The organism is Natronocella acetinitrilica, from assembly GCF_024170285.1.
Taxonomy (GTDB): Bacteria; Pseudomonadota; Gammaproteobacteria; order Nitrococcales; family Aquisalimonadaceae; genus Natronocella; species Natronocella acetinitrilica.
On the sequence record NZ_JALJXV010000003.1, the window covers coordinates 412985 to 438514 of the forward strand.

Sequence of the window (25530 nt, forward strand, 5' to 3'; positions counted from 1 at the left end):
CTCCAATTGAGCGGCGGCGACATCGCCACAGCCCGCAATCATTGCGCGTTCGCAGTCCCTGCGCCGGCGCGACCGGCGCTATCCGCCGGCATCACCACCCGGGCTGTTGCCTGGTGGCGTATCCGGCCCCGGCGCGACGCGCGCGAACGGGGCCTTGACTTTACAAGTATAACGATCTATTAAATTAAAGTCAATTAATTCGGCAGAATGCTGATCCGATCCCCGGCCGCGGCGATCTCCTGATCCACCTCGGCCCCGATCAAGGCCTCCATGTAGAGGAGTCGCGCGAGTCGCTCGGGCGCAGAGGTGAGGAGTGCGCGAAAGCTCTCCAGGGTGAGGGAGGGGAGGGCCTCGGCGAGGTCGACCCCCGGCCCGGCAGCGACGCTGCACCGCGCCGCACGCGCTGCAATCGGGCCGATCACGGCCGGGCAGAGTGCGACCAGGGCCTCGGTGTCCGCAACCCCATCAGCGCCCTGCGCCACCAATTCAAGCGCGCGCACCAGCGGGCCTGCCAGCACGCGTACCTGCGGTGCTGCCCCGCGGCGGGCACGATCAAGTGCGGCCTCCGCACGCGACGCAGCAGCGCCGCTGGCACTTGCCCGCGCGACATTGCCTGCCAGCGGCTCTGGCAGGGCACCGAAGGCGCTGCGGTAGACCGCCTCGACGTGCGCCCAGCCGCGGGCATGGCTGGGGCGCGTGAAGTCGACCCAGGGGCAGGCTGCGGCCCTTGTGCGGCAGACCGACTGGGCATCGCGCCGGCGGATCGCGCGCAAGGCGAGGCGCGTCAGTGCGCCGCGCTCGGCGTCATCGAGCCCGCCAATCTTGCGCAAGGCGTTGGCGAGAAACTCCCGCGCGTCGATAAGCCCCGCCGCCTGGCTCGCAAGCGCGGCGTCGGAGACGTTCACGCAGACGATATTATCGCGGTGACCAAGCCGAACCAGGAGATCGTACACTGCCTCGGCATCGAGCGCGCCGAGCACTTGCGCCACTTCACTCCCAGGCGCACCGGCAAAGACAAGCGTCCTGCGCGAGAGGTGGAAGAGCGCCATCTGCTTCTCGCCGCTGAGAAGCGCATCAAGGGACTCCGACGCCTGCTCCCGCCTGCCATAGAGCGACCTGGGCGCGCTTGCGCCTGGCGCGAAGACGCGCAGCGCCGCGCGCAAGCGCTCGTTGCGGGGGGCGACCGACGCGCGGGACTCCTCGGGCAGCGCCTTGCAGAGATCGCGCGAGCGCACGACCTCGGGGCTGCCAAGTGCCGTGATCATCTCGCGAGCCAGATCCTCGAAGCGCGGATCGCTGACACCGACCTCCGGGCGCAGCACCAGCGCACGGTAGTGCCTCGGATCGCCCCCGCCTGCCACCGACCGCTCCCTGAGCGCATGGCGCACGGCGCGGCGCACGGCACCCCCACCATTATCCAATACGACCAGCGTGCGGGTGTCCGGATGGACATGGCGAAGCCTGTTCTTCCCCGACCCACCAGGCGCCACCCGGGTCATGCCAAAGGTATTGCTGTTGCGCTCATCGACGCCCACGCCGTAGAGGCGAATCGAGCCGCCGGCCCGAACCCGGTCTGCGAGCACGCCGCGATCCACGGCGATCGAGCCATCACGAGGCAGGTCGAGCACGCGGGCGTGCCAGGAGAGCGCCTCGCGGAAGGTGTCGTTCGCCGCCACCGTGCGATCCCAGTCGCTCATGGTGGCAAAGCGCTGGCGGTTGCGCTTGCGGTAGTCATCGAGCACGGCGATCACCCGGCGCACCAGCACCTCGCAGGTGCGCGGCGAGTACTGGAGGTTCTCCCGCGCGGGGTCCATCTCCACCGCCTCCGCAGTGATCTCGAGATCGAGGCGCATGTTGTGAATGTTGGCGGGCGGGAAGCCGATTGCCTGCGCGAGGTCCGGGCGCTTCTCTGCGAGCACCTCGAAATCAAGCGGATAGCTCACATTGCCGAGCACCACGGTGTTGCCACCGTCGTGATTGAGGTAGTGCTGCCTCTCGCCACCGACCGTGACCTGCGGGCGCGCGCGCGACAAGCGGTAGCCCGGACCGTCTGCGATCAGCACGCGAGCGGCGTGCGCATCCGCCTCCGCCATGAGCGTCTGGTAGGCCTCGTGATCGATCTCAGGGCGCACGGCGAAGGGCTGGAAGACCCGCACCGCCGCCCGCACGAAGGACTCCATATCCTCGACCTGCACCGGGATCTCCACCGTGACGCCGTTCGCCGCTGGCGAGGCGCTCCGCCCCACCTCGGTGATCGCCGGCACGCCGCGCTCATTGAGATAGGCCTGGAAGGTCACCTCGACGCCGTCCTTGACGGCAATCACGGTGAACTGAGCGGCGTAGGCGAACGGTGACTTCGAGCCAAGGCCGAAGTGCCCGGTGCCCGCCTCGCTCTCGCGCGTCAGCGAGACGAAGTAGCTGCCAAAGAGCGCACGCGCCTCCTCGGCGCCAAGGCCGAGGCCCTCATCGCGCACCCGCAGCACCGGGGAGAAGGGGCTTGGCAGCTGTACAAAGATCGGCTGATCCGCCTTGCCCGCGGCAATGTGGGAGTCCATAGCGTTGCAGGCAACCTCCCGCAACACGGCCTCCGGGATGCGATGCTGGGAGTAGATCTTCGAGGAGAGCACGGCGACCGAATCGGCATTGACCGCGATGGTGTACTCCTCGCCGTGGATGTTGCCGGAGTGGCGAATCTCGCCCAGATCCTTCGCTATACGCATGCCGTGATCTCCCGATGAATTAACATTTATTATACGTGTTATATAATAAAAGTCAATCGCTTTCGGGAGGCCCGAGGCGTGGGGATCAGGGCGAGAGCGCGGCCTCTGCGCTGGCCGCATGGCGCCGGACGATGGTGATGTCGCCGGCGTCGAAGATGACCGCACTGACTGCCCGATCGGGGTCCTCGCTGAGCGGCTCATCGCCGTAGGTACCGCGGTAGCCGGCCGCGCCGAGCCAGGCGTTGACGGCACCCGGTGAGCCGAGGCGCTCAAGCGCCGCCGCGCAGAGTTCACCGAGTGTGTTGCACTCGGCGTCGAAGTCGATCGCGTGGCGCTCGAGTGTTGCGCGAAGCGCCGCCCAGTCGTAACCAGGCGACCACTCGGCAAGCTCCCCCCAGGCGCTCTCATCGGTGCGGCTGACAAGCACGCGCCCAAGCATCGCGAGCGCGCGCTCATCGGGATAGCTCATGGAGATCGCCTCGTCCTCGGCGGCAGCGTCGAAGACCGCCTCGGGGTCAATGCCAAGGGCGCGGTGCAGTGCGGCGACGAGCGCCGGCGCGCTGTCGATCGGCGCATCGAGGCAGAGCAGCTCGTCTTTTTCCGGCACGCTCACCTGGTAGACAAAGGCCTCATCCCGGGCCTGGGTGGCGTAGTAGGCGGCGACCGCGAAATCAAGCGTCACGTTAAAGCCGTGGCCGCGACAGGCAAGCCCGTCGCCACTGCCGATGAAGGCCGGGTCGAAGCGCGCGAAGCGCCTTGGGGAGCCGTGGTAGGCGATCATGCGAGGGACTCCGTCGGGTGTGCGGGCGAGCCTCCATGATAGCACCGAGGGGCAGCCGTTGTATTATTTTATGGTAAAATATTTATTATCTGAACATCACGCCCTGGAGGCAGTCATGGCGGCCGACCGTCCGTATCTCCTCGTCATCCATCCCCACGGACAGACCTTCACCGAGTACCTGATGACGCCGGACCGCAGCGCGTCGCGGCGCATCGAGGGGAGCATTGATGAGCGCAACCCGGAGAGAACACCCGAGGGGCTGATCGAGCGCGCCGAGCGCGCCGGCGCCATCTGGGTCGACAAGCGCCCCTCACCGACGCGCTTCATGCGCCTGGCAAGCCTCCTGCCCACCCCCTCGCTTGATCCCGACTATGGGACTTTTACGCCGTACTCGCTCGCACCCGTTGAGCTCTACGCCAGTCTCTGTGCCGAGCTCGGTGCGACGACCAACCAGCGCGCGCTGCGCCTCGACGCCGATCTGCTGCCGGTGGCAAGCGATCGCGACCGCAAGATCCTCTCCGCCTTCGCAAGCGGCAGCCCCAATGCGCTGCTCAACGTCCTGAGCCGGGAGGCAGCGGGCGATGACGCCAAGCGCCTGGAGGTCTCGGCAAGCGACATCGACCCGGCACTCGCCGAGCTCCACGCCGAGGCCGATCGCGTGGCCGGGGAGGCAGCGGCGAAGGCCGGGCAGGCCGATACAATCAACGCCGAGCACAAGGCGACGCGTGCCGCGCACCGCGCCGAGGGGCTTGATTTCGAGGCCTCGGAGGCCATTTTGATGCCGCTCTTCCGCGAGAAGCTCGTGGCCTCGGACAGCGCCCGGGCGGCACGCCTTTTTGGCGGCATGATCGACTACCACCTGAAGCACCACGCCCTTGGCAACTTCAGCGCCGCAGAGACGGCTGGGCGCATTGGCGAGGACGCGGTCACCATCGCGCGCCGCCGCTACAGCCGAGGCCCTGGCGAGGAGAGCCTGGAGCGCACCGACGCCTATGCCACGGCCCTTGCAGGGCGGATCAAGGAGATCGCCGCCAGGGTCCGGGCAATGGACGCCACCCCCGCGCCCTGAGTGCTGCCGCGTGCTGCGACCCCGGCCTACGCCGGGGTCGTGTTCTTGAGCGCCAGGTACTCGCGCACAGCACCCGGGTCGCGCTCAAGCCAGCGGAGCAGACCGGGGTTGCCGGCAAGAAGCGGGTAGGCAGCCTCGAAGGCATCGAGTGCGCCAAGCAGGCGCGTGCGAAGTCGCGCCGCGCACCGCTCGCCCGGAGCGAGTGTCTGCGCGCGCAACCGCGCGTGGGCGGGCAGCGAAAGCACCGCCACCAGGGCGTCGGAGAGCGCCTGTGCCACCCGCCCTTCGGCCCGCGACCCATAGCCATACTGATAGCCGCGAGCGCTGCCGCAGTAGCGCGCGTAATAGGCAGAGAGCCGCGGCAGGGCGGCAAGGAGCGCGCGAAGCGGGGCCGGCACCCCCTCGGGGTCGCCCAGCAGGGCAAGGGCGCCCGCCGAGAGCGCATCGCCATCCGCCTGCCGGGGGATGAGCGCCTCGAGGCGCGGCACGAGCGCGTCATTGATGATCTCGGCACGACAGCGGCGATAAAGCCGCTTCTGGAGTGCCCGACACGCCGCCCCCGATGAGCCCATGGACGCAAGGCGCTCGGCAAGCCAGCGGGCGGCAGGCACGAGCACCGGGTGGTCGTGCACGAGAGCGCGTGATGCGGGGCGCACGGTCACCACCGGGGTGTCGGGAAAGAGGGCGGCGATGATCCGCGCGCACTGCGCGGGCTCAATGCCAGGCAGCGCCTCGGCGCTGCCGGGGAGGTGGGCCAGGTGCCAGCGGTTGCACTCAAAGAGCGGCAGCGCCGGGGCGCCGGCGGCGAGCGCCTCTGGCGCGAGCGTGCCGCACACCGGGGCGAGATCACCGCGCAGGCTGCCACGCCAGTCGAAGCCTGGGTCGTCATCGCGGACCACCGAGAGCTGATCGAGGCAGTCCGCCGGACGCTCTGTCGCCGCTCCGGGCGCACTGAGCGTGCTGGTGCGAATCACCTCGGGCTTGCCAAGGGCACGGCGCAGCTGATGCACCGCCGCGGCAAAGCCCGGGTCATCCTGCCCGACCGACAGGCGCATCACGATCCCGCGGGTCGGCACGCCAGTGCGCCTTGCCTCCTCGCGCAGGTACGCGCCGATGGCAGCCCGCGGGGCCGCACCCGCATCGACGACGAAGAGACGCACGCCAGGATGGTAGCTGACGCCAAGGGAGTCGGACAGCTTGGGTTGGCGGCCGCTGAGCCGTCGCGGCCAGACCAGGGTGGTCTTGCCGTCATCGCCGGAGTCGGCCACGTAGAGGCGGGCAAGGTCGAGCAGCGCGCGGGCGGCATCAGCACCGAGCGCGATCTGCCGATCCCAGCGGACGCCGAACGCCTCGAGCAGCCAGGATGGGTACGCGAGCGATCCGCCGAGGTGGCAGCGGATCTGCCAGGCGCTTGCGCCAGGGCCAAGCCGATCGCGCACGCCCGCGCGGATCTCATCGAGCATGGCGCGAAGGCGCGAGACCAGGAGACGGCAGGTTGCCTCGGTGTACTGAATACTCTCCCGGGAGGGGTGGAGCGCGATCGCCTCGCGGCCGATATCAAGCACCAGGGTCAGGTCGCGCACCCGCGCGGGATCAAGGCGCAGGCGGGTGAAGGACACGCCGGCAACCGCGGCCAGCGCCTCCAGGTCGAGCGGGTAGCTGACATCGCCAAGCACCACGCGGTTGCCCTGCTCACTCGCGGGCGGCGTGAGCGTCTCGCCACCGATCTTGCGGGCGAGCGGCGCGATCCGCCAGCCCGCGCCGGCAAGCTGCGATGCGCTGGCGTGGGCGGCATCCCACTGCGCGATCTGCTCGGCCACCTCGGGGTCGCTCACCATTGGGCGCACGCGAAAGGAGAGAAAGACCGCGGCGGCGACACGGCGAAAGCGCTCGATGTCGTCGTGATCGACCGGGATGCTCACACAGACGCCGTCGGGCTCGTCTACCGCCTCGCGGCTGAGCGTCTCAAGGCAGGGCCGATTCTCCGCGTCCTTGTAGGCGTGGAAGGTGCAGGCCTCGGCGTCCTTCACCGTGCGGATGGTGAACTGATCCTGGTAGGCATAGGGCGACTTGGCACCAAGGCCGAAGTGCCCGGTGGCCGCAGTGCTCTGCTCGCTCAGCGAGGCGAAATAGCCGCTGAAAAGGGCAAGCGCGCTCGCATGATCAAGGCCAACGCCCTGGTCGCGCACGACAAACGCCGGCGAGAGCGCTGTGGGGAGCTCCACGGTGACCGGCTGATCGCCCCGGCCGGCCGCCACGTGCGCGTCCGCCGCATTGCAGGTAATCTCGCGAATGACCGCCTCGATGATGCGGTGATCGGAGTAGATCAGGTGCGAGAGCACCGTGGCGGCCTTCGCGTTCCAGTGGATGGAGTACTGCGCGCCGTTGAGCGCGCGGGAGCTGACGAATTCTTCGGTGGCGGCATCAAGACGCATGGGGAGACTCCCTCTGGGCGAGCAATCCGGGCAGAAGCCGCGCCCGGCACAATATTATTTATTATATGTTTTATATAAAAGAAGTCAAGCCGACTTCTTCATTAATTACTGGTATTCTATAGAAAACATTCGCGGAGAGTTACATGGCGGCACGACAGGAGAGGGCTCAGGCGGGGAGGCGAGGCGAGCGGTTCATCTGGCAGGCGACGCCCTCGCAGTGGATCAACCTGATGCACTACCTGGTGGTGCTGCCGATCTTCACGCTCGCGATCACAATGGGCACGCGGGTGCTTGATGTGCTGCTCGACCCGCAGGGGGTCGCCTACTACGCGCTCATCACGGCAGCGGCGACCGCGCCGGTGTTTCTCGCCATCTGGCAGTATCTGGTGGTCGCGATGACGCGCTATGCGCTCACCACCGAGCGCATCCAGAAGCGCACCGGGGTGCTCAACATCATCCACAACCAGGTGGAGCTCTACCGGGTGAAGGATTATCGCGTCGAGCGCCCGCTGTTGCTGCGCCTGGTGGGGCTTGGCACGCTCAGCGTTGAGACCTCGGATCGCAACCGCCCGGTGGTGCGCTTTGTGGCGATAAGGGACCCCGAGCGCCTCGCCGATGCGCTGCGCCGGCTCGTTGAGCACAACCGCAACCGCCGGGGCGTTCGGGAGATCGACGTCAGCTAGGAGAGGGTTCGCCTGCGCTTGCAAGCGTGCGGAGGCGAACCGGCGCCAGGGTCGCCGGCACGCCAGGGCCGCGGCCATCAAGGCCATGATCGCGAATGACGCTGATCAGCGCATTGCCAAGCGCGCAGGCCCGCGCCCAGTCCCGGGGGTCGATCACCGCGGCACTCGAGCCCTCGCCGAACTCGCGCAGCACCGCAGGGTTGGCCTCGATGGTCTCCGGGTCGAGTGCGGCGGAGGCGAACTCCGCCTCGATCTCGCTGATCGGACGAAGCCCTCCGGCATCAAGCCCGCGCTCCTCATCCCAGGCGATATAGGCATGGGTCAGCACCGGCACGCCAGAGGCGATGTCGATGTCGACCATGGCACGGATCGGCCGGCGGGTCATGCCGGCAAGGGCAATGGCGAGCACATGGCAGCGCCCATGAAGGAAGTCCTCGCCGCGCGCACGGATCCCGGCAAAGGCGGCGAGCGCCGGACTGGACGCATCGGCGGCGGGCAGGGCGGGTGTAGCAGGCAGCATGTCGGTGTCCTCGCTTTATTTTCCCTATTATATAGGAAACGGCGCCTGCCGGGTCAGCACAGGGCAGCGCGGCGGCGCTGCCGCCGCCATCGATGCGCAGGCGCCGCCTAGTCGGCCGCGCCCTCGAGTGCGCAGAGCTGGCGGATGCTGAGCGTGTAGGCGCGGCGGAAGTTGACACTGCTGACCACCTCGCTGATGTCCTCGACCCCGCCGGTGCGAACGCCAAGCGCACGGCTGCCGGCCGGGCAGGCAGGCGGCTCGATCGCATCGATCACCGCATCGACGAAGCTTGCGCGCCGCTCGTTGGGGAGCGATTCAAGGGCGATCTCCCCGGCGCAGCCCCGGGGGTGCTCGGCGTAGAGGTTTGCCACATGCGGAGCGCTTGCCTGCTTGACGGTGTGCATCTCAAGCACCGCGTTGCAGCCCACCTCAAAGACCGCGGCAGACGCCGCCTGGGGGGCCAGCAGGGCAGCGCCAAGGGCGAGGGCCAGGGCAGGACGTGTCATCAGTGCTCGCATGGGGTCTCTCCTCAAAAGCCGGTGTCAGAGGCGTGAGTCTAGCGTGGGAGACGCAGCCGAGGTGCGACGCAGCGCACACCCCGGCGCTCTGGCTATGCCCTGGCCATGCCCTGGCCAGGCTCAGGATCCGCCCTCATCGAACGCGGCCTCATCGATCTCCTCCTCACCATCACTGGCGGGGAGTGCTGCGAGTGCGACCTGCGCCGGGTCCGCCACCGTGCGCGGGCGAGTCGCCCTGGCGAGGAGGAGCGCTGCGGCGACAAGCCCGGGCCAGGCAAGAGCCGCCGGCACGGGGTGCGCTTCGATCGAGAAGCGCACGATGACCTCAAGCATGGCCACCCAGGCAAGCGTTGCGATGGTGAAGGCGAAAAACGGACGCGACATGCCGAGTATCATCTCGGGACCCCCTAATGTTGTCTGTTTGTGTTATTATATAAACGCTATATTAATTGTCAAGGCTGGAATGCCTTTCCCTGCAACAAGAGGATCTGTCATGGCACTGCTGCGCTTCAGCTACCTGTATCGCGATGCAAGCAACTACAAGAACGCCGGCGAGGTGCTGCTGCGCGCCCAGGGCGATGCCGATGTCGAGGCGATCGAGGAGCGGCTCAGGAAGACGCTCGATGACGGCGAGTATTTCATCGCCTCGCAGGTCGGCGTGCCCGAGGTCTTTCTCTGGAGCGCGGAGGCCGACTACGATCCTGACGACGAGGAGACCTTCCCCGACGACCTGGGGCCTGGCAAGTATGTGGTGAGCGACGATGACCACAGCTGGCACGAGTTCTCCTGCCTGGAGGCGATCGACGCCGAGGCTGTCAGCCCCGATGATCGCAAGGCTGCGCGCGAGATCGGCGAGTTCCTGGCGGCCTTCGAGCGTGCGGCGAAGCGCGGCTGGAAGCCCTTTGAGCCGGGCTTGCCCGCCTTCGCGCGCGGCGGATTCGAGAAGCCGGACGCTCTGGAGCCCTGAGGGCAGGGCAGGCGCTAGGTCCGGTAGCGCCTGCCGCTTAGCACATCGACCACCTCGACACCCGGCCCGAAGGCGGCCCGGCGCTCAAAGCGCGCCTCGGCGCTGTCGTGCGGCGCTGCGCGACGATAGGCCTCGAGCAGCACCTTGAGATCAGCATCGCGCGCGGCACGGCTCGCGTCGAGGTCGATGGGGTGGCCGAGATAGGCGGCAAAGCGCGCCACATCCTCCGGCACCACGTTATTGTTGCTCTCCCAGCGCATGACGCCGTCCTCGATGCAGGCGCCATCAGCGAGCGACGCCGCGAGCCGCTCGGACTCCTCGCGCTCAAAGCGAAACCGAGGGTTCTCGTACTGCGCGATGTAATCCGTCATGGTGCCACCCCTGTCGGTGCGATCTGCATCGGGCATGCCTTGTGATTTATTGATTGAATAATATAATAAACCACCAATGAAGTCAAGCGCACTAGCCGCCGTTGCCCGACCAGAAGACTGGCGTCAGGCCGCTGCCGCTCCCCTCGGGCGTGGCAGGATCGGCGAAGGGGGTGTCGGCGCGATCAACCCCGAAGGCCTCCAGTGCGCGCTCGATCGCCTCGACACTGTAGCGAAGCTCGCCGTTGCCCTCGACGGTCACCGAGGTGTCCACCTCGCCGCCAAGGCCGATCACGCTGCCGTAGATGGTCGAGTTGCCGGTGGACAGACTCGCCCAGGGCAGCACGAGGACGATGCCCTCAAAGCTCATGGTGCCGGAGAAGCGCACGCCAGGGCCCACCACCAGCACGCCGGCGCCGGAGGCATTGCCGTTGATCGTCGCCCCATCGCCGAGCACCGTGAACTGCGGGTTGTCGCGGGTGCCGAAATCACCCGTCCTGAGCGCGCTGTCGCGATAGACCGCCTCGCCCATGGCGCCCTGGAGATCGCCCCAGAACGCCTGGTAGTCGCCAAAGAGCGCCTCGGCGGCGGCGCCATCGATGTGGCTCACCGCCTGCGGACAGCCCGTGACATGGTGGCCGGCAACACAGCCATCGCCCCCACCACCACCGCTCTCGCCCTCACCGTAGACGCCACCCTCGCCGACGATCTGCACGCCGGGCGCGTGCGCACCGCCCTCACGCACCGCGGTGCGACAGCCGCTGCCTCTGCAATCAAAGGCGTCGGGCAGATGATAGTCACGGCCATCAACGGAGTCCGGCGAGCCGCCGACGTAGACCGAGCAGGCACCGCCGGACATGCCAAAGCAGGTCACCGCCGAGGCAAGCGAGGGGGCGGCGTCCTCGGCACTCACCACAAGCTCGGCGAGCGCGCGGGCGAGCAGATCCCCCTCGCTGCTGCGCCCGGCATGCACGCGCCCCTCGGCGAGGAGCAGGTAGCAGCGGCTTGCCCCATTGCAGGCGTCTGCTGCCTGGCGGATGCGCACGGCAACCGCCTCGCGAGCGACCTCCCTGGCTGCACTGTCGGCACCGGCAAAGCTCGGGTCCGTGGCATCGAGGCAGGCGCTGAGCGCCGCTGCATTGCCAGCAAGTGTGGTTGCCAGGTAGCGGGCGCGGGCGTGGGTGGCGCCGTTACCGATTGGTCCATCGATCAGCGCCCCGCAGACCTCGCCATCGAGCCCCGCGGCACCGATGCCGTGCAGCCGCCAGGCGGCCTCGAGCAGCGCGGCGTCGGCCGCCATCGCCGCCTCGATCTGGAAGCGGAACTGACCGGCCATCCGCTCCTGGTGAATCGCCCGGCTGGCGGCCGTGGTGACGATGAGGCTCAGCACGGCGAGGAGCATCAGCGACACCAGGAGTGCGGCACCGCGCTCGCACCGGGGTATCGAACAGGACTTTGGCTGCACCATGGACTAGTCCTCGCTCTCAGGATCGGCGTGGCGGGCGATAGCGCCCGGGGCAAGCGGAAAGGTTTGTGTGATGACAAGCGTGCGGGCGCCCGCATCGGCGAGACGGCCCCGGTCATTGACGCCGTAGCGAAGCCGAAGCGCGACCACTGCCGGATCATTGAGGCTGTGCCCGGCAGCGAGCACGCGCTCGCGCAGCCCGCCATTGGCGCTTCGAACGAGCACGCTCAACTCCGGGCCGTCCACGCTGTCAAACAGCACCGGCCAGCTGCCAGGATCGTTCGCCTCGCCAGCGCCGGCAAGGGACGCCTCGCTGCCATGATAGCGGATCGGGCCACTTGCTCCGTGTGTTGGCAGCGACACGCTGCGCGTCTCCGGGGCGCTTTCGCCAGGCACGCAGTACTGAAGGTCCACGCGAAGGCGCTCGGCGCCCTCGGCGGAGACGACGAGCCCCTCGGCACCACACGCCTCGCCCGCGGCACCAAACGGCATCAGGCGCTCGGTGAGGAACGTGCCGATGAACAGCGCGGCCTCCGAGCGGTTCTGGAGAAAGCGCTGGTCGGTGTCGGCGCGGCTGACCACCATGAAGAGCGAGGCGGCGGCGGCAACGACCAGGGTCGCGAGCAGGAGAGCGACCATCAGCTCGACCAGGGTAAAGCCATGCATGCGGCGCTTGCTCATCTCAATCTCTCCAGGGTGTTGCGAATTGGTAGCGAAAGGTGACCGGCGCGCCGTCCTGAAGGCGCTCGGGCCAGCTGATCTCAAGCGTGTAGCGGGCGAGCGAGCGGCCACCGATCACCTCCTCGCTGCGCGCAAGCGAGGCGCTCGCGCCACGACCCAGGGCCTCGGTCAGGGCGCGCGCCCAGACGGCGAGGTCATGCCGGGCAAGCGCTGCGGGCGGGCAGCCCTCGGCAAGACAGCCGGGCTCTCCCTGGCCGGCGCGCGTCTCGATTGCGGTGATCGCGTAGTGACCACCGGCGGCTGCGTTCAGGCGCACCCGCACCTCGATGTCACGGGCAAGCACACTCGCCATGCTCGCCTGATAGCTCGCGTACGCATGCTGCGTGGTGCGCAGCTGGAGGCTTGCAAGCCCGAGCAGCGCGATGCTGACAATGACAAGCGCGACCAGCACCTCGATCAGCGTAAAGCCCCGCGCGCGCCGCTCAGACATCGGAGCCCCCCACCGGGCAGGGTCCTTCGCCGCGCGGATCAACCTCGGCGCGGCCGATCAGCGAGACGCGCACCAGGCGGTGATGGGGCCGGTCACGAAAGCAGATGATGAACTCAGCCGGCGTCGCCGTGCCATCGGTGGCAAAGCCGACCTCGCTTCGCGCCGAGTAGACGCGCACATCGCGCGCTGCCAGCCAGTCGCGCTCGCCAAGCGACCAGGCGGAGACCGCGCCCGTTGCGGCATCGGAGTCAAGCGCAAGGGTGGTCGGCACACGCAATGAGACCGCCTCGGCGCGCGCCGTGGCGAGCGCCACCAGCAACTCGTTGGCGGTGCCGGTCAGGCGGCTCTGGGTGGAGAGGTGCTGGAAGGTCGGCACGCCGATGCCGGCGAGCACCGAGACAATGGCCGTGGCGACCAGCAGCTCTGCAAGGCTAAAGCCCCGCGAGCGGTGCAGGTGGTGGTGGGCGCGAGCGCGCATGATGGACCCTCCAGGGCGGTGTGCGATAGCGTGAAGCATGCAGAAATATTTAATAGGTGTCAATTTAAATAAGGAGGCTGACGCCAGGCGCCGCCCCGCCGCAGGAGCGGGGGGCGCCTGAAGAAGCTAGTCGTCCAGGACATCGACCATCTCAGCGTCCACCACATGGACCACGCCCTGGTACCAGGGGCAGCCGAGGAAGGCGTCAGGATCGTCGCTGTCCTCATCGAGCGGAATCAGGCCGGCCTGCTCCTCGCCATCGAACGCATCGCCATGCCGGCAGACGCGGTCGAGCACCAGCAGGCGGCTTTTCACCGAGCGCTCCCGGCCATCGACCGGGTCAGCGGCGTAGGCGACGTAGTCATCTTCGGGGTCGATACCGAGCGCCTCGGCGGCGTCAGCGACGGCACTCGCCACGCTCTGCCGGCAGCGGCGAAGCGCCCCGGCAATGGACTCATCCGGCGCCACATGGCCACAGACAAGACCCCGGCGCGCCCGCCCCTCGCGGGCAAACATGACCTCGGCGCCGACGCCCGGCAGGTGGGAGAAATCAAGGCCGGCCTTCCGCTCGAAGCCGAGGAACTCGCGCATGTCCGCGTCACCCATCAGCCGCACCGACTCGCCGAAGGCCTCGAGCGACTTGCGGATGCGCTCGTCAAAGCGCGCCAGCTCGCCACGCTCACCCTCGATGAACTCACCCACCACCTGCATGCGGCAGACGCGCGCCTTGGACTCGTTGTAGTCCCGGGGCACGGCGACGAAATCGCGCGGATGAATCTTCACCAGCACGCAGCGCGCCTGCTGCCCGCCAAAGCCGCTGTCGGCGAGGTAGCGCATGCTGCAGGCGTGGAGCCCGCGCGAACAGGTCCGCTCCGGGTCGGGATCGACCTCATCGCGGGGCATCTCCACCACCGCGCCAAGCGGGTAGTGCACGGTCCCGGAGTGGAGATCGTAGCCGTCACTGCGGGTCACCTTGTAGGCGAGCACCTGGCCGTCGGCGGTGACCGGCAGCTGATTCGCCTCGATAAAGCCGTAGAGCTCGCCGATCGCGCGCGAATCGGGATTCTCCATGATGTTCTCGAGCAGCCGCACGAACTTCGCCACCGACTCGCCGCGGAGCACCATGCGCATGATCGCCTTGGTGAGGCGGCTATTGACTCGCGCGCCATCAAAATAGAGCTGACCCTCGCGGATCACCACCCGCGAGCCCTCGCCGAACTCAACGCTGAGCGAGCGCACGGGATCGACCAACTGCTCGACCCGCGCATAGTCCTCGACCTCCAGTGCGAGCAGGATCTCGGAGTAGCTCGGGTGCGAGGCGGGAATGGTGGTCGGCACGCTCCGACCGGGGAACCCCACGGCCAACGACGAGCCGCGAATCAGAAACCAACCTTCTTGCGCCATGGGAACATCCTCACGATGACTGTTCCCCCATTATACCTGAAACCTTTAATATGTCAATTATTAAACACTGAACCAGACCCCTCAGGCAGCGCGGGCGGGCGCAGGCGCCGCGTAATGGTCGGGGGGCAGGCTGGGCTGGGCGGGTGCCGCGCGCGATCGCCTCGCCGCGGCAAGCAGCGTCTCGCCGCCCTCGGCGAGGAGCAGCGCCTCAATGGCGCGCATGAGTCCAGCGGCCGCAGTCGAGAGGCCGCGGACATCGCCACGGGCGCTGGCGGCAAGGACGTCATCGAGTCGCGCCTTGAGTGCGCCGGTGACCTCCGGCAGCGCCTCGGCGGCAAGGTGTGCGCAGATCATGGCCTGCAGGTCGTGGTGCATGGGTCACTCCTCGTGTGGGCTACCCAGAGACTAGCGTCTGCGCCGGCAACGTCAAATTTGTTTTCTATTTATTATTGATACCCCTGTCAGGATCGACTACCATCGACAGCCTAAACCGTGGAGGACGCACCGTGACTGCCCTTGATGAACTCACCACGCTCGCCGCCCCGGCGCGTGCACGATTGATCGGCTTTCGCCAGGCCCAGCGGGCGAGCCGCCTCGTCTGTGCGCTGATCCCGGCTGGCTGCCTTGCCATGGCGGCCGTCGGCATACTCGAGCGTCACGGGCTGCTTGGCATGCTGTGGGTGCTGCCGCTCGGCCTGCTGCTGCTCACCACAGCACTCGGTTTCAAGGGGCTGCGCGCGCTCGAGACACTGACCGTGCGACGTGGCTCGGCGGCCGCCTCCGAGCTGCTCTGGATGAGCGGTGTCTTTCTCGCCGTCGGCGTGCTTTTTGCCGCAGCGCCCTGGTTCGCGGGCACCGACGGGCTGCTGCGCGCGGTGAAGATTCTCGGCCTTGGCGCCGTGCTGACACTCATCCACTCAAACCTCATTGCCCTTCGCGAGCGCAGACTCCCTCGGGTGCTTGCAGCCTTCGCGCGGGTCGAGCAGGGCGCCCGCGCCCGGCTCTCTCTCATTGAGCTCATACTCGCCGATTCCCTGCGCGACATCGAGCAGGGGGGCATGATCGCGAGCCTGCGCGGCCACAACAAGCTCTGGGCGCTTGAGCAGTGGCAGCGCGCGCCGAGGCTCAATGCCGATCAGCGCCTGCGCGCGGCACAGTGGGCCGGCGAGGCCCGCGAGCGCAACATGGTCGTCGGCGAGCCGAGCGCGGCCGTGCGCGCAGTGGCCGCGCGCTGGCTCGAGGACCACCCGCGGCAGGTTTAGCAAGGCCCCGCATCACCGACGAGGCAGGCGTTGCGTCTGCTTCACATTTATTTTAAAGTTAAATAAAAACGCCAGGGGATTCTCATGCCTGCTCTTTGCAAGTTTGCTCGCCGTTTCTGCGCGTCCGCCGTGGCAACGCTGCTACTCGCCCTGCTACTTGGCTTTGCGCCGGGCGCATCAGCGCAGTTTGTGCCCCCACCCTCCCTGTCGGCGTCCGACAACCAGGCCAATCAGATCACGGTGACCATTCAGAATGCCGGCACCAACTCTTGGCGCCTGCGCCGCGACACCACGATCATTCGCAGCTGGTCGGGAAGCGGCAACATCACCCACCACGATACCGGCGCGACAGGCTCGCACACCTACCGCCTGGAGAGACCGTGCATAAATGAGGGGTGCTGGACGTGGGATATTATTGCATCAGGGAGCGGCAGCCTGCTCCAGGCGCCAGCGGTGCCCGGGTCCATTTCGGCCACGAACACCCGCCAGTCCGATATCCAGATCAGCTGGGGCTCGGCGGCTCGCGCGACCAGCTACACGCTCCAGCGCCGTGCGGTGGGCGGGAGCTACGCCACCGTGCGCACACAAAGCGGCACCTCCTGGACCGACACCGGCGCAACGCCGGGCGTCTCCTACGAGTATCGGGTGCGCGCCTCCAATGCCGCCGGCGACTCCAGCTGGCGCGGCACGGCGAGTGGCTATCGCGTCCTGCCCACCCCCGCGCAGCCAGGCTCGATCAGCTACAGCAACACCACCAGCAACAGCATCCCCATCACCTGGGGGGCGTCGAGCAACGCCACCACCTTCCGCATCCAGCGCAGCGTCAATGGCGGCGGGTACGTGACCGTGCGCACCCAGTCGGCCTCGAGCACGCGCAGCTGGACCGACACGAACGTGAGCCACGGCAACACCTATGTCTACCGCGTACGCGGTGAGAACACGGATCGAAACGGGAGCTATCGGACCGGCCCGACGGTGAGCGCGCGCTACCCCGTCCCGGGCACACCCGGCTCGATTGGCTACAGCGTGAACGCCGGCGCCATGAGTCTCTCCTGGGGCAGTGCAGCGAATGCGACAAGCTACGAGGTGCAGCGCAGCGTCAATGGCGGCGGGTACAGCACCGTGCGCACCCAGAGCGGGACGTCCTGGACCGACAGTAGCATCTCACCTGGCAACGATTACCGCTACCGCGTGCGTGGCGTGAACCCGGATGAACCCGGGGGCTATCGGACCGGTGACACCGTGCGCTACCCGTTCGCCGACGCAGCCGTGCCGGGCTCGATTAGCACGAGCCTCTCGGGCACGGCGATGGCGGTCAGCTGGAGCGCTGCCAATAACGCTAGCAACTACCGCGTCGAGCGCCAGGCCAACGGCGGGGCGTGGGAGGTTGTGCGCACCCAGAGCGCCACCAGCTGGAGTGACAGCAGTATTGTTCGCGGCAATGACTACCGCTACCGCGTGCGCGCCGAGAACGCCGACTCCCAGAGCGGCTATCGTACGGGGCTCGAGGTGCGCTTTCCGCTGGCAACCCCGGCCGTGCCCGGCGCGATCGAGGCCACGCTCTCCGGCGCCAGCGTGGACGTCAGCTGGTCGGCCGCCGCCAACGCAAGCAGCTACCGCCTCGAGCGCCGGGTCAACGGCGGCGGATGGGAGACCCGCTCGATCCAGTCCACGACGAGCCTGAGCGACAGCGCCATCGATCGCGGCAACAACTACACCTACCGCGTGCGCGCCGAGAACGTCGATGCCGTGAGCGCCTATCGCAGCGCAGCTGACGTGCGCTTCCCGCTCCTCGCCCCGGCGGTGCCGGGCGGGCTGACCGCGACCACGACCCACCCCGATCATGTGGCGCTCGCCTGGTCCGCGGCGAGCGGTGCGACGGGCTACCGGATCCAGCGGCGCACGAGCGGCGGGAGCTGGTCGGCCATTGCCAGCAGCGCGAACACCACCCACCTCGACACCAGCGCGATCGCCGGCACCGCCTATGAGTATCGCGTGCGCGCCGAGAATGTGGACGCGAACTCCGCCTACGGACAGGCCGTCGGCGGTGAGCGCCTGGCGGTGCCGCCGACACCGGCCGGACTCTTTGCCTCGCAGGGCGATTTCACAGACCGCGTCGAGCTCTCCTGGGGTGCGAGTGCCCGGACCGACCTCTATCGCATCTTCCGCGACGGCGCACCGATTGGTACCACCACCGAGCCCGCCTTCGACGACGCCACCGCCACACCGGGCGTCGTGCATGACTACCGCGTGCGCGCCGAGAACGTCGCAGGCAACTCGGCACTCTCCGCCACGGCGCAGGGCTACGCGCTCGCCCCGCCAGCGACACCGGGCGGCCTTGCCGCGGGCACGCGGAGCTCCGCCGATCACATCCGCGTGACCTGGAACCACGCCGAGGCCGCAGCCGCCTACCGCGTCTACCGCGGCACGCAGCCCAATGGCAGCGACCGCGGAGTGCTTACGAGCAATCTCCCCGGGACGCTCTTTGAGGACACCACGGCGGTTGCCGACGCCACCTACTACTACTGGGTCGCGTCGACCAATGCGGCCGGCTCGAGCGCGCTGGCCGGCCCGGTCAGCGGAGTCCGCCTCGGGGTGCCGGGCGCGCCGCAAGGCGTCGCCGCCACCACGCGCACCCACACCGAGCACGTGGCGCTCTCCTGGGCGGCGGTCGCCCATGCGGCAAGCTATCGCGTCTACCGCAACACCGAGGACAGCGCGACCGGCCGGGTGGAGATTGCAAGCGGGATCGGCGCAAGTGCCTACAACGACACCGGTGCGATCGCCGGCACGCGCTACCACTACTGGGTGCGCGCGGAGAATGCGGCCGGGCTCTCAGGCTTCAGCGCCTCGGCAAGCGGCGAGCGGCTCGCTGCACCAATGGTGCCAACCGGGCTCTCGGCAAGCCAGGCGACGCACGCCGATCGCATCACGCTCTCCTGGGAGGGGGTTGCCACGGCGAGCACCTACCGGATTACCCGCAACGCCACGGTGATCGCGACCACGACGAGCCCCGAGTACAGCGACACCGACGTGGCTGCGGGCACGACCTACAGCTACCGCGTGCGCGCGGAGAACGCAGCCGGCCACTCCGCCTACAGCCAGGCCGCGAGCGGCCTTGCGCTGCCCGCACCGGGCGGCGTGGAGGGGCTGACGGCGAGTGTCCGCGAGCATGCCGATCGCGTCGCCCTCAACTGGGGGGCGGTCGAGTTCGCCGCAAGCTACCGTGTCTACCGCAACACCAGCGCCGAGACAGCGGGGCGCGAGCAGATCGCAAGCGGGGTCAGTGCCACGGGGTACAACGACACCAGCGCAACCCCCGGCACGCACTACACCTACTGGGTGCGCGCGGAGAACGCCGCAGGCCTCGGCGCCTACTCCGAGGCTGTCAGCGGCGAGCGGCTGGCGACACCGCCAGCACCCGCTGGGCTGAGCGTCACGCAGGCGGACCTCAGCGACCGCGTGGAACTCAGCTGGTCGGCATCGGCGCAGGCGGACGGCTACCGCGTCTACCGGGACGAGGTGCTGATTGCGAGCACCACGAGCGCGCTCACCTACACCGACACCGAGGTCGTGCCGGGGCAGCGCTACAGCTACCACGTCGTCGCCGAGAACGCGGCCGGTGACTCGCCGCGCAGCAGCGTGGTTGAGGGCTACAGCCTGCCCGTGCCAGCGACTCCCACGGGTCTCTCGGCAGGCGAGGGCACCTCCACGGAGCATGTCGCGCTCAGCTGGCAGGCCGTCGAGTTCGCCAACACCTACCAGGTGTTGCGCGATGGCGTGCTGATCGCAACGGTGAGCGCCACCGCCTATCTGGATGCGGCGATCGAGCCGAACACCATCCACAGCTACCGCGTGGTGGCCGAGAACGCCGCAGGGAGCTCTGCGGCAAGCGCCCCCGCGCAGGGCTATCGCCTGGCACCGGCCGCCGCACCGCAGGGGCTTAGCGCGAGCGATGGCAGCCACACCACGCACGTCGCGCTCAGCTGGCAGCCCATGGACTTTGCCGAGAGCTACGAAATCGAGCGTGACGGCAGCGTGATCGCCACGGTTAGCACGCCTGGCTATCAGGACACCACGGCTGTGGCGAACACCACCCACCGTTACCGGGTGCGCGCCGTCAACGCCGCCGGCACCAGCGCCTACTCATCGCATGCAGAGGGACTGCGTCTTGGCGTCGCGCAGCCCCCGACCGGGGTCAGCGCCAGCCAGGCAACCCATCCGGCGCGAATCACCGTGAGCTGGCAGGCGAGCGCCTACGCAGACACCTACACGCTTGAGCGAGACGGTGTTGTGATCGCCACGGTTGGCACCACGAGCTACCAGGACAGCGCGGTCGACCCCCTGGTGGCGCACAGCTACCGGGTGCGTGCGGTGAATGCAGCGGGTATCAGCGAGCCCTCCGTGCTGGCCACCGGCATGCGCCTGGGCGTGGTGGCGCCACCGGCTGACCTCGCCGCAGCGAACGGCGAGTCGGCCGATTACGTCGCCCTCAGCTGGAGTGCGGTTGCGCTCGCCGCGAGCTACGAGATCCGCCGCGATGGCAGCGTGATCGCGACCGTCTCGCAGAGTGGCTACCAGGACACGGGGGCGAGTGCGGGCGTCTCGCACAGCTACACCGTCGCTTCGGTGAACGCCGCGGGGACGAGCGAGCCCTCCGCCACTGTGAGCGGCCTTCGCCTGATCGCCCCCGAGCAGCCGCAGACGATCAGCGCCACCACAAGCCGCCTCGACGGCATTGCGGTCAGCTGGAGTGAGACCAGCTGGGCGGGGCGCTACGACCTGTATCGCAACGGCGAATTCCTGACCGCGCTGATCGACACCACCTATCTCGACACCGACCTCGCGCCCGGTGAGTCGGCCAGCTACAGCGTGCGGGCGGTCAACGCCGCCGGCGCAAGCCAGGCGAGTGCAGGCGCCACGGGCCAGCGCGCCGCCGGCGGCTTCCAGTTCCGCTCGGGGATGGGGTCGCGCTAGACCCCGCCCGGCCCTTTTTGTTGATGCCATTGGGACCATAGAAGAGAGAGACCACCATGCACAGTGATCAGCGCTACCTCCGTCGCCTTGTCGCAGCGATACTCCTGCTGCTCACGACCCTCCTCGGGGCACAGGCGGCAAGCGCCGGCAGCATCGAGGTCCGCTACTTCCCAAGCTATGGATTCGACAACAAAGAGCTCGTGCGGATCACTGCGACATCCCGAAACAATGACCTCGCAAGCTTTAGGATCGTCAACATGGATACCGGCGAGGTATTCCAATCATGGACGGCATCGGACAGGAATCCGAGGGTTTTTGTTCTGGAGACGGGACCAGGCTGGTACCGCTATCGCCTCCAGCGCCGTGGCATCATGGGAGGCAGTTGGAGCAATCGGGACACTGACAGCGATTACTGGCCCTTCCCAACGCCTGGCCAGCCAGGCTCGATTAGCTACAGCAACACCACCAGCAACAGCATTCCCATCACCTGGGGGGCGTCGAGCAACGCCACCACCTTCCGCATCCAGCGCAGCGTCAATGGCGGCGGGTACGTGACCGTGCGCACACAGTCGGCCTCGAGCACCCGGAGCTGGACGGATAACAACATCAGCTACGGCAACACCTACCGCTACCGCGTGCGCGCCGAGAATGCCGATCGCAACGGCAGCTACCGCACCGGCAACCTGGTCACGGCAAGCTACCCCGTCCCGGCCACACCCGGCTCGATCAGTACGAGCCTCAACAGTGGCGCGATGAGCCTCTCCTGGGGGAGTGCCGCGAACGCGACCGGCTACGAGGTTGAGCGCAGCGTAAATGGCGGTGGCTACACCACTGTGCGCACCCAGAGCGGCACCTCCTGGAGCGACAGCAACATCTCGCCTGGCAACGACTACCGCTATCGCGTGCGCGCCACCAACCCGGACGAGGCGAGCGGCTACCGGACCGGTGAGACCGTGCGCTACCCGTTCGCCGACGCCGCCGTGCCGGGCTCAATCAGCACGAGCCTCTCGGGCACGTCGATGGCGGTGAGCTGGAGTGCGGCGAGCAACGCGAGCACCTACCGCGTCGAGCGCCAGGCCAACGGCGGGGCGTGGGAGGTTGTGCGCACCCAGAGCGCCACCAGCTGGAGTGACAGCAGTATTGTTCGCGGCAATGACTACCGCTACCGCGTGCGCGCCGAGAACGCCGACTCCCAGAGCGGCTATCGCACGGGGGAGACCGTGCGCTTCCCGCTCGCCACCCCGGCCGTGCCTGGCACCATCGAGGCGGCATTGCTCGGCAACGAGATCACGGTCGCCTGGAGCACGTCGAGCAACGCCACAAGCTACCGCCTGGAGCGGCGCGTGAATGGCGGCAGCTGGTCGCTTCTCACCACGACCTCGGGAAGTGGGTACAGCGACAGCGACATCTCACGGGGCAATGACTACACCTACCGGGTGCGGGGCGTGAACGTCGATGGTGTGAGCGCCTTTCGCACCGGCAGCGACGTGCGCTTCCCGCTGGCAGCACCCGCGGTGCCGGGTGGACTGAGTGCCACCACCACGCACCCGGACCACGTCGCGCTTGGCTGGTCGGCTGCGAATGGCGCCTCTGGCTACCGCATCCAGCGCCGCACCACGGGCGGCAGCTGGGCGGTCATCGCGAGCAGCGCAACCACGGGCCATCTTGACGCAAGCGCAGTTGCCGGCGTCGCGTATGAGTACCGCGTGCGCGCCGAGAATGTCGATGCGAGCTCGAACTACACGGCGGCGGTCAGCGGCGAGCGCCTCGCCGTGCCGAGCGTCCCGCAGGGGCTTTTCGCCACCACCGGGGACTTCACCGACCGCGTCGAGCTCGCCTGGTCGCCGACCGCGCGCACGGATCTCTACCGGGTCTTCCGTGACGGCGCGCCGATTGGCACAACCACCGCGACGGGCTTCGACGACACCGGGGCGAGCCCCGGCGTCGTCCATGACTACCGCGTGCGTGCCGAGAACGCCGCCGGCAATTCGGGCCTCTCGGCCACGGCGCCTGGCTTCGCACTCGCACCGCCGCAGGCACCAGCCGGCCTTGGCGCAAGCGAGCACACTGCCGCCGAGCACGTGCGGGTCACCTGGAATCATGCCGAGGCCGCGGCGAGCTACCGGGTCTACCGGGGCACGCAGTCCGGTGGTGGTGATCGCACGCTGCTTGCGAGCAATCTGCCAGGGACGCTTTTCGATGACACGAGCGCGACCCCTGGCGCCACCTACTACTACTGGGTCTCGGCCACCAACGCCGCTGGCACCAGCGCCCGCAGCGGGCCGGTCAGCGGGGCACGGCTCGCCCCACCGGCAGCCCCCGCGGGCGTCTCGGCGACGACGCGCACCCACAGCGACCGCGTGGCCGTGAGCTGGCAGGCGGTCTCCCATGCGGATAGCTACCGTCTCTACCGAAACACCATTGAGAGCGCGAGCGGCCGTGAGCTGCTCACCGCAGGCCTTGCCAATACCGCCTTCGCCGACACCACGGCGGAGCCCGGCGTGACCTACTTCTATTGGCTGCGCGCCGAGAACGCCGCAGGACTCTCCGGCTACAGCGCGGCGGCGAGCGGCGAGCGCCTCGCCGCACCAATGGTGCCGGCGGGGCTCACGGCAAGCCAGGCGACGCATCCCGATCGCATCACGCTTGCCTGGACAGCGAGTGCCACGGCAACGGCCTACCGGGTGACGCGTAACGGCACGGTGATCGCCACCACAAGCGAGCCGGCCTACACCGACGCCGCGGTCACCCCGGGCACCAGCTACACCTACCGGGTGCGCGCCGAGAACGATGCAGGCAACTCCGCCTACAGCGCTGGCGTCAGTGGGCTTGCCCTGCCATCGCCCGGGGCCGTGGAGGGGCTCTCCGCAAGCGTGCGCGACCATGCCGATCGGGTTGCCCTCAGCTGGGAGGCGGTCGAGTTCGCGGCAAGCTACCGCGTCTATCGCAATACCAGCAGTGATACCGCCGGGCGCGAGCAGATCGCAAGCGGGGTCAGTGCCACGGGGTACAACGACACCAGCGCCACACCCGGCACCGCCTACTTCTACTGGGTGCGCGCGGAGAACGCCGCAGGCCTCGGCGGTTACTCCGAGCCAGCCGCGGGCGAGCGCCTGGCCACACCGCCTGCCCCTGGCGGACTGAGCGCAACGCAGGCCACGTTCAGCGACCACGTCGAGCTCGACTGGAGTGCGGCAGCACTTGCCGAGGGCTATCGCCTCTACCGCGACGATGTGCTGATCGCAACCACGACGACACCCGGCCACACGGACACCGATGTGGTGCCCGGACAGCGCTACGACTACCACGTCATCGCCGAGAACGCCGCCGGCGACTCGCCGCGCTCGGCCGTGGTCGAGGGCTACAGCCTGCCCGTGCCAGCCACGCCAACGGGACTCTCGGCAGGCGAGGGCGACTCCACCGAACACGTCGCGCTCAACTGGCAGGCGGTCGCGTTCGCAGACACCTACCGGGTGCTGCGTGACGGCGCCGAGATCGCCACCACCAGCGCCAGCAGTTACATCGACGACACGGTGGAGGCGAACACCATTTACAGCTACCAGGTGGTGGCGGTGAATGCGGCCGGCAGCTCGGATGCCAGTGCCCCCGCCGAGGGCTACCGCCTGGCGCCGGCCGCCTCCCCCCAGGGGCTTTCGGCGACGAGCGGCACCTCCACCGAGCATGTCGCACTCAGCTGGCAGCCGATGGACTTCGCGGATAGCTACGAGATCGAGCGTGACGGCAGCGTCATCGCGACCGTGGGTGCGCCCGGCTACAACGACACCACCGCGACCCCGAATACCACCCACAGCTACCGGGTGCGGGCGGTGAACGCGGCAGGCACGAGCCCCTACTCGGCAGTCGCCGAGGGCCTTCGCCTTGGGGTTGCCAGCGCACCGACCGGGGTCTCAGCGAGCAACGCCACCCACCCGGCACGCATTAACGTCAGCTGGCAGCCCGTCGCGTTCGCCGAGAGCTACGTGCTCGAGCGCGATGGTGTGGCCATCGCAACACTGAGTGCGACCAGCTACCAGGACAGCGCGGTTGATCCACTGGTCGCCCACAGCTACCGGGTGCGCGCGGTGAACGCCGCCGGCACGAGCGAGGCCTCCGCCGCGGCGAGTGGCATGCGCCTTGGCATCGTCGCACCGCCGCAGGATCTCACTGCGGCAAGCGGCGAGTCGGCCGACTTCGTCGCCCTTGGATGGAGCGGCGTTGATCTTGCTGAAAGCTACGAGATCCGCAGGGACGGCAGCGTCATCGCAACCACCAGCGGCACGAGCTACCAGGACGCGGGCGCCACCGCCGGTGTTGTCCACCGCTACACGGTCACTTCCGTGAATGCTGCCGGCACCAGCGAGGCCTCTGATGAGGTCGAGGGCCTTCGCCTGATCGCACCGGAGTCGCCGACGACGATCACGGCAAGCGAGAGCCGCGTCGATGGCATCGCCGTCGCCTGGAGCGCGACCGACTGGGCGAGCCGCTACGACCTCTATCGAAACGGCACGTTCCTGACAGCCCTGATCGACACCGCCTTCCTCGACACGGATCTCGCACCCGGTGAGATCGCCACCTACAGCGTGCGCGCGGTCAACGCCGCCGGTGCCAGCCAGGCGAGTGGCAGTGCCACCGGACAGCGCGCCGCCGGCGGCTTCCAGTTCCGCTCCGGCATGGGGGGGCGATAAGTCACCCATTCGGGGAAAAACTGCGGT

The 25530-nt window shown here is 68.3% G+C and carries 19 protein-coding genes; 6 read left to right on the forward strand and 13 right to left on the reverse strand.

The window, feature by feature from the left end; translation table 11 throughout:
• Window positions 1-194 precede the first annotated feature (194 nt).
• A complete protein-coding gene (locus tag J2T57_RS08325; protein ID WP_253476629.1) occupies window positions 195-2720 on the reverse strand; it encodes an ATP-binding protein in 2526 nt (841 codons plus the stop codon).
• 85 nt (window positions 2721-2805) lie between these two features.
• Window positions 2806-3501 carry a hypothetical protein gene (locus tag J2T57_RS08330; protein WP_253476632.1) on the reverse strand — a complete coding sequence of 232 codons (696 nt, stop codon included), beginning with the start codon at window positions 3499-3501 and terminating at the stop codon, window positions 2806-2808.
• A 115-nt stretch (window positions 3502-3616) separates the two neighbouring features.
• On the opposite strand from J2T57_RS08330, the gene J2T57_RS08335 reads away from it, so the two are divergent.
• Window positions 3617-4570 carry a hypothetical protein gene (locus J2T57_RS08335; protein ID WP_253476634.1) on the forward strand — a complete coding sequence of 318 codons (954 nt, stop codon included), beginning with the start codon at window positions 3617-3619 and terminating at the stop codon, window positions 4568-4570.
• Between the two features lie 26 nt (window positions 4571-4596).
• Here the strand turns inward: J2T57_RS08335 and J2T57_RS08340 are convergent, their stop codons facing one another.
• Entirely contained in the window at window positions 4597-7005 is a 2409-nt protein-coding gene (locus J2T57_RS08340; protein WP_253476635.1) for a hypothetical protein, read from the reverse strand.
• A 143-nt stretch (window positions 7006-7148) separates the two neighbouring features.
• Between J2T57_RS08340 and J2T57_RS08345 the strand changes: the two genes are divergently transcribed.
• Window positions 7149-7688, forward strand: coding sequence for a PH domain-containing protein (locus J2T57_RS08345; protein WP_253476637.1), 540 nt, complete (start codon window positions 7149-7151; stop codon window positions 7686-7688).
• Here the strand turns inward: J2T57_RS08345 and J2T57_RS08350 are convergent.
• The 3 genes from J2T57_RS08350 to J2T57_RS08360 form a co-directional block, all read right to left on the reverse strand.
• The gene (locus J2T57_RS08350; protein ID WP_253476639.1) at window positions 7681-8208 is read right to left on the reverse strand and encodes a hypothetical protein; all 528 of its coding nucleotides are present in this window, start codon (window positions 8206-8208) and stop codon (window positions 7681-7683) included. The genes J2T57_RS08345 and J2T57_RS08350 overlap by 8 nt on opposite strands.
• A gap of 107 nt (window positions 8209-8315) precedes the next feature.
• Entirely contained in the window at window positions 8316-8726 is a 411-nt protein-coding gene (locus J2T57_RS08355) for a hypothetical protein (protein ID WP_253476641.1), read from the reverse strand.
• A 120-nt stretch (window positions 8727-8846) separates the two neighbouring features.
• Window positions 8847-9110, reverse strand: a complete 264-nt coding sequence (locus J2T57_RS08360; RefSeq protein ID WP_253476643.1) for a hypothetical protein — start codon at window positions 9108-9110, stop codon at window positions 8847-8849.
• Window positions 9111-9219: 109 nt separating this feature from the next.
• Here J2T57_RS08360 and J2T57_RS08365 point away from each other — a divergent pair, with 109 nt between their 5' ends.
• Window positions 9220-9693, forward strand: a complete 474-nt coding sequence (locus J2T57_RS08365) for a hypothetical protein (RefSeq protein ID WP_253476645.1) — start codon at window positions 9220-9222, stop codon at window positions 9691-9693.
• Between the two features lie 14 nt (window positions 9694-9707).
• On the opposite strand, the gene J2T57_RS08370 is transcribed toward J2T57_RS08365, so the two are convergent.
• The 7 genes from J2T57_RS08370 to J2T57_RS08400 all read right to left on the reverse strand — a co-directional run bounded on the left by J2T57_RS08370 (window position 9708) and on the right by J2T57_RS08400 (window position 14954).
• Window positions 9708-10100 (reverse strand): hypothetical protein, encoded by a 393-nt coding sequence (locus J2T57_RS08370; protein WP_253476647.1) that lies wholly within the window; start codon window positions 10098-10100, stop codon window positions 9708-9710.
• Window positions 10101-10155: 55 nt separating this feature from the next.
• The gene (locus J2T57_RS08375; protein ID WP_253476649.1) at window positions 10156-11529 is read right to left on the reverse strand and encodes a pilus assembly PilX family protein; all 1374 of its coding nucleotides are present in this window, start codon (window positions 11527-11529) and stop codon (window positions 10156-10158) included.
• Window positions 11530-11532: 3 nt separating this feature from the next.
• Complete coding sequence (locus tag J2T57_RS08380; protein ID WP_253476651.1) at window positions 11533-12207, reverse strand: prepilin-type N-terminal cleavage/methylation domain-containing protein; 675 nt, start codon at window positions 12205-12207, stop codon at window positions 11533-11535.
• Window position 12208: 1 nt separating this feature from the next.
• A complete protein-coding gene (pilV, locus tag J2T57_RS08385) occupies window positions 12209-12697 on the reverse strand; it encodes a type IV pilus modification protein PilV (RefSeq protein ID WP_253476653.1) in 489 nt (162 codons plus the stop codon).
• Window positions 12690-13175 carry a GspH/FimT family pseudopilin gene (locus tag J2T57_RS08390; RefSeq protein WP_253476656.1) on the reverse strand — a complete coding sequence of 162 codons (486 nt, stop codon included), beginning with the start codon at window positions 13173-13175 and terminating at the stop codon, window positions 12690-12692. The genes pilV and J2T57_RS08390 overlap by 8 nt, the downstream gene beginning before the upstream one ends.
• Before the next feature lie 126 nt (window positions 13176-13301).
• Window positions 13302-14579, reverse strand: a complete 1278-nt coding sequence (locus J2T57_RS08395) for a hypothetical protein (RefSeq protein ID WP_253476658.1) — start codon at window positions 14577-14579, stop codon at window positions 13302-13304.
• Window positions 14580-14660: 81 nt separating this feature from the next.
• On the reverse strand, window positions 14661-14954 hold the full coding sequence (locus J2T57_RS08400) for a hypothetical protein (protein WP_253476660.1): 294 nt from the start codon (window positions 14952-14954) through the stop codon (window positions 14661-14663).
• Window positions 14955-15085: 131 nt separating this feature from the next.
• On the opposite strand from J2T57_RS08400, the gene J2T57_RS08405 reads away from it, so the two are divergent.
• The 3 genes from J2T57_RS08405 (at window position 15086) to J2T57_RS08415 (ending at window position 25503) form a co-directional block, all read left to right on the forward strand.
• Complete coding sequence (locus J2T57_RS08405) at window positions 15086-15841, forward strand: hypothetical protein (protein ID WP_253476662.1); 756 nt, start codon at window positions 15086-15088, stop codon at window positions 15839-15841.
• An 84-nt stretch (window positions 15842-15925) separates the two neighbouring features.
• Window positions 15926-20818 carry a fibronectin type III domain-containing protein gene (locus J2T57_RS08410; RefSeq protein WP_253476664.1) on the forward strand — a complete coding sequence of 1631 codons (4893 nt, stop codon included), beginning with the start codon at window positions 15926-15928 and terminating at the stop codon, window positions 20816-20818.
• A gap of 56 nt (window positions 20819-20874) precedes the next feature.
• Entirely contained in the window at window positions 20875-25503 is a 4629-nt protein-coding gene (locus J2T57_RS08415) for a fibronectin type III domain-containing protein (protein ID WP_253476666.1), read from the forward strand.
• Window positions 25504-25530 lie beyond the last annotated feature (27 nt).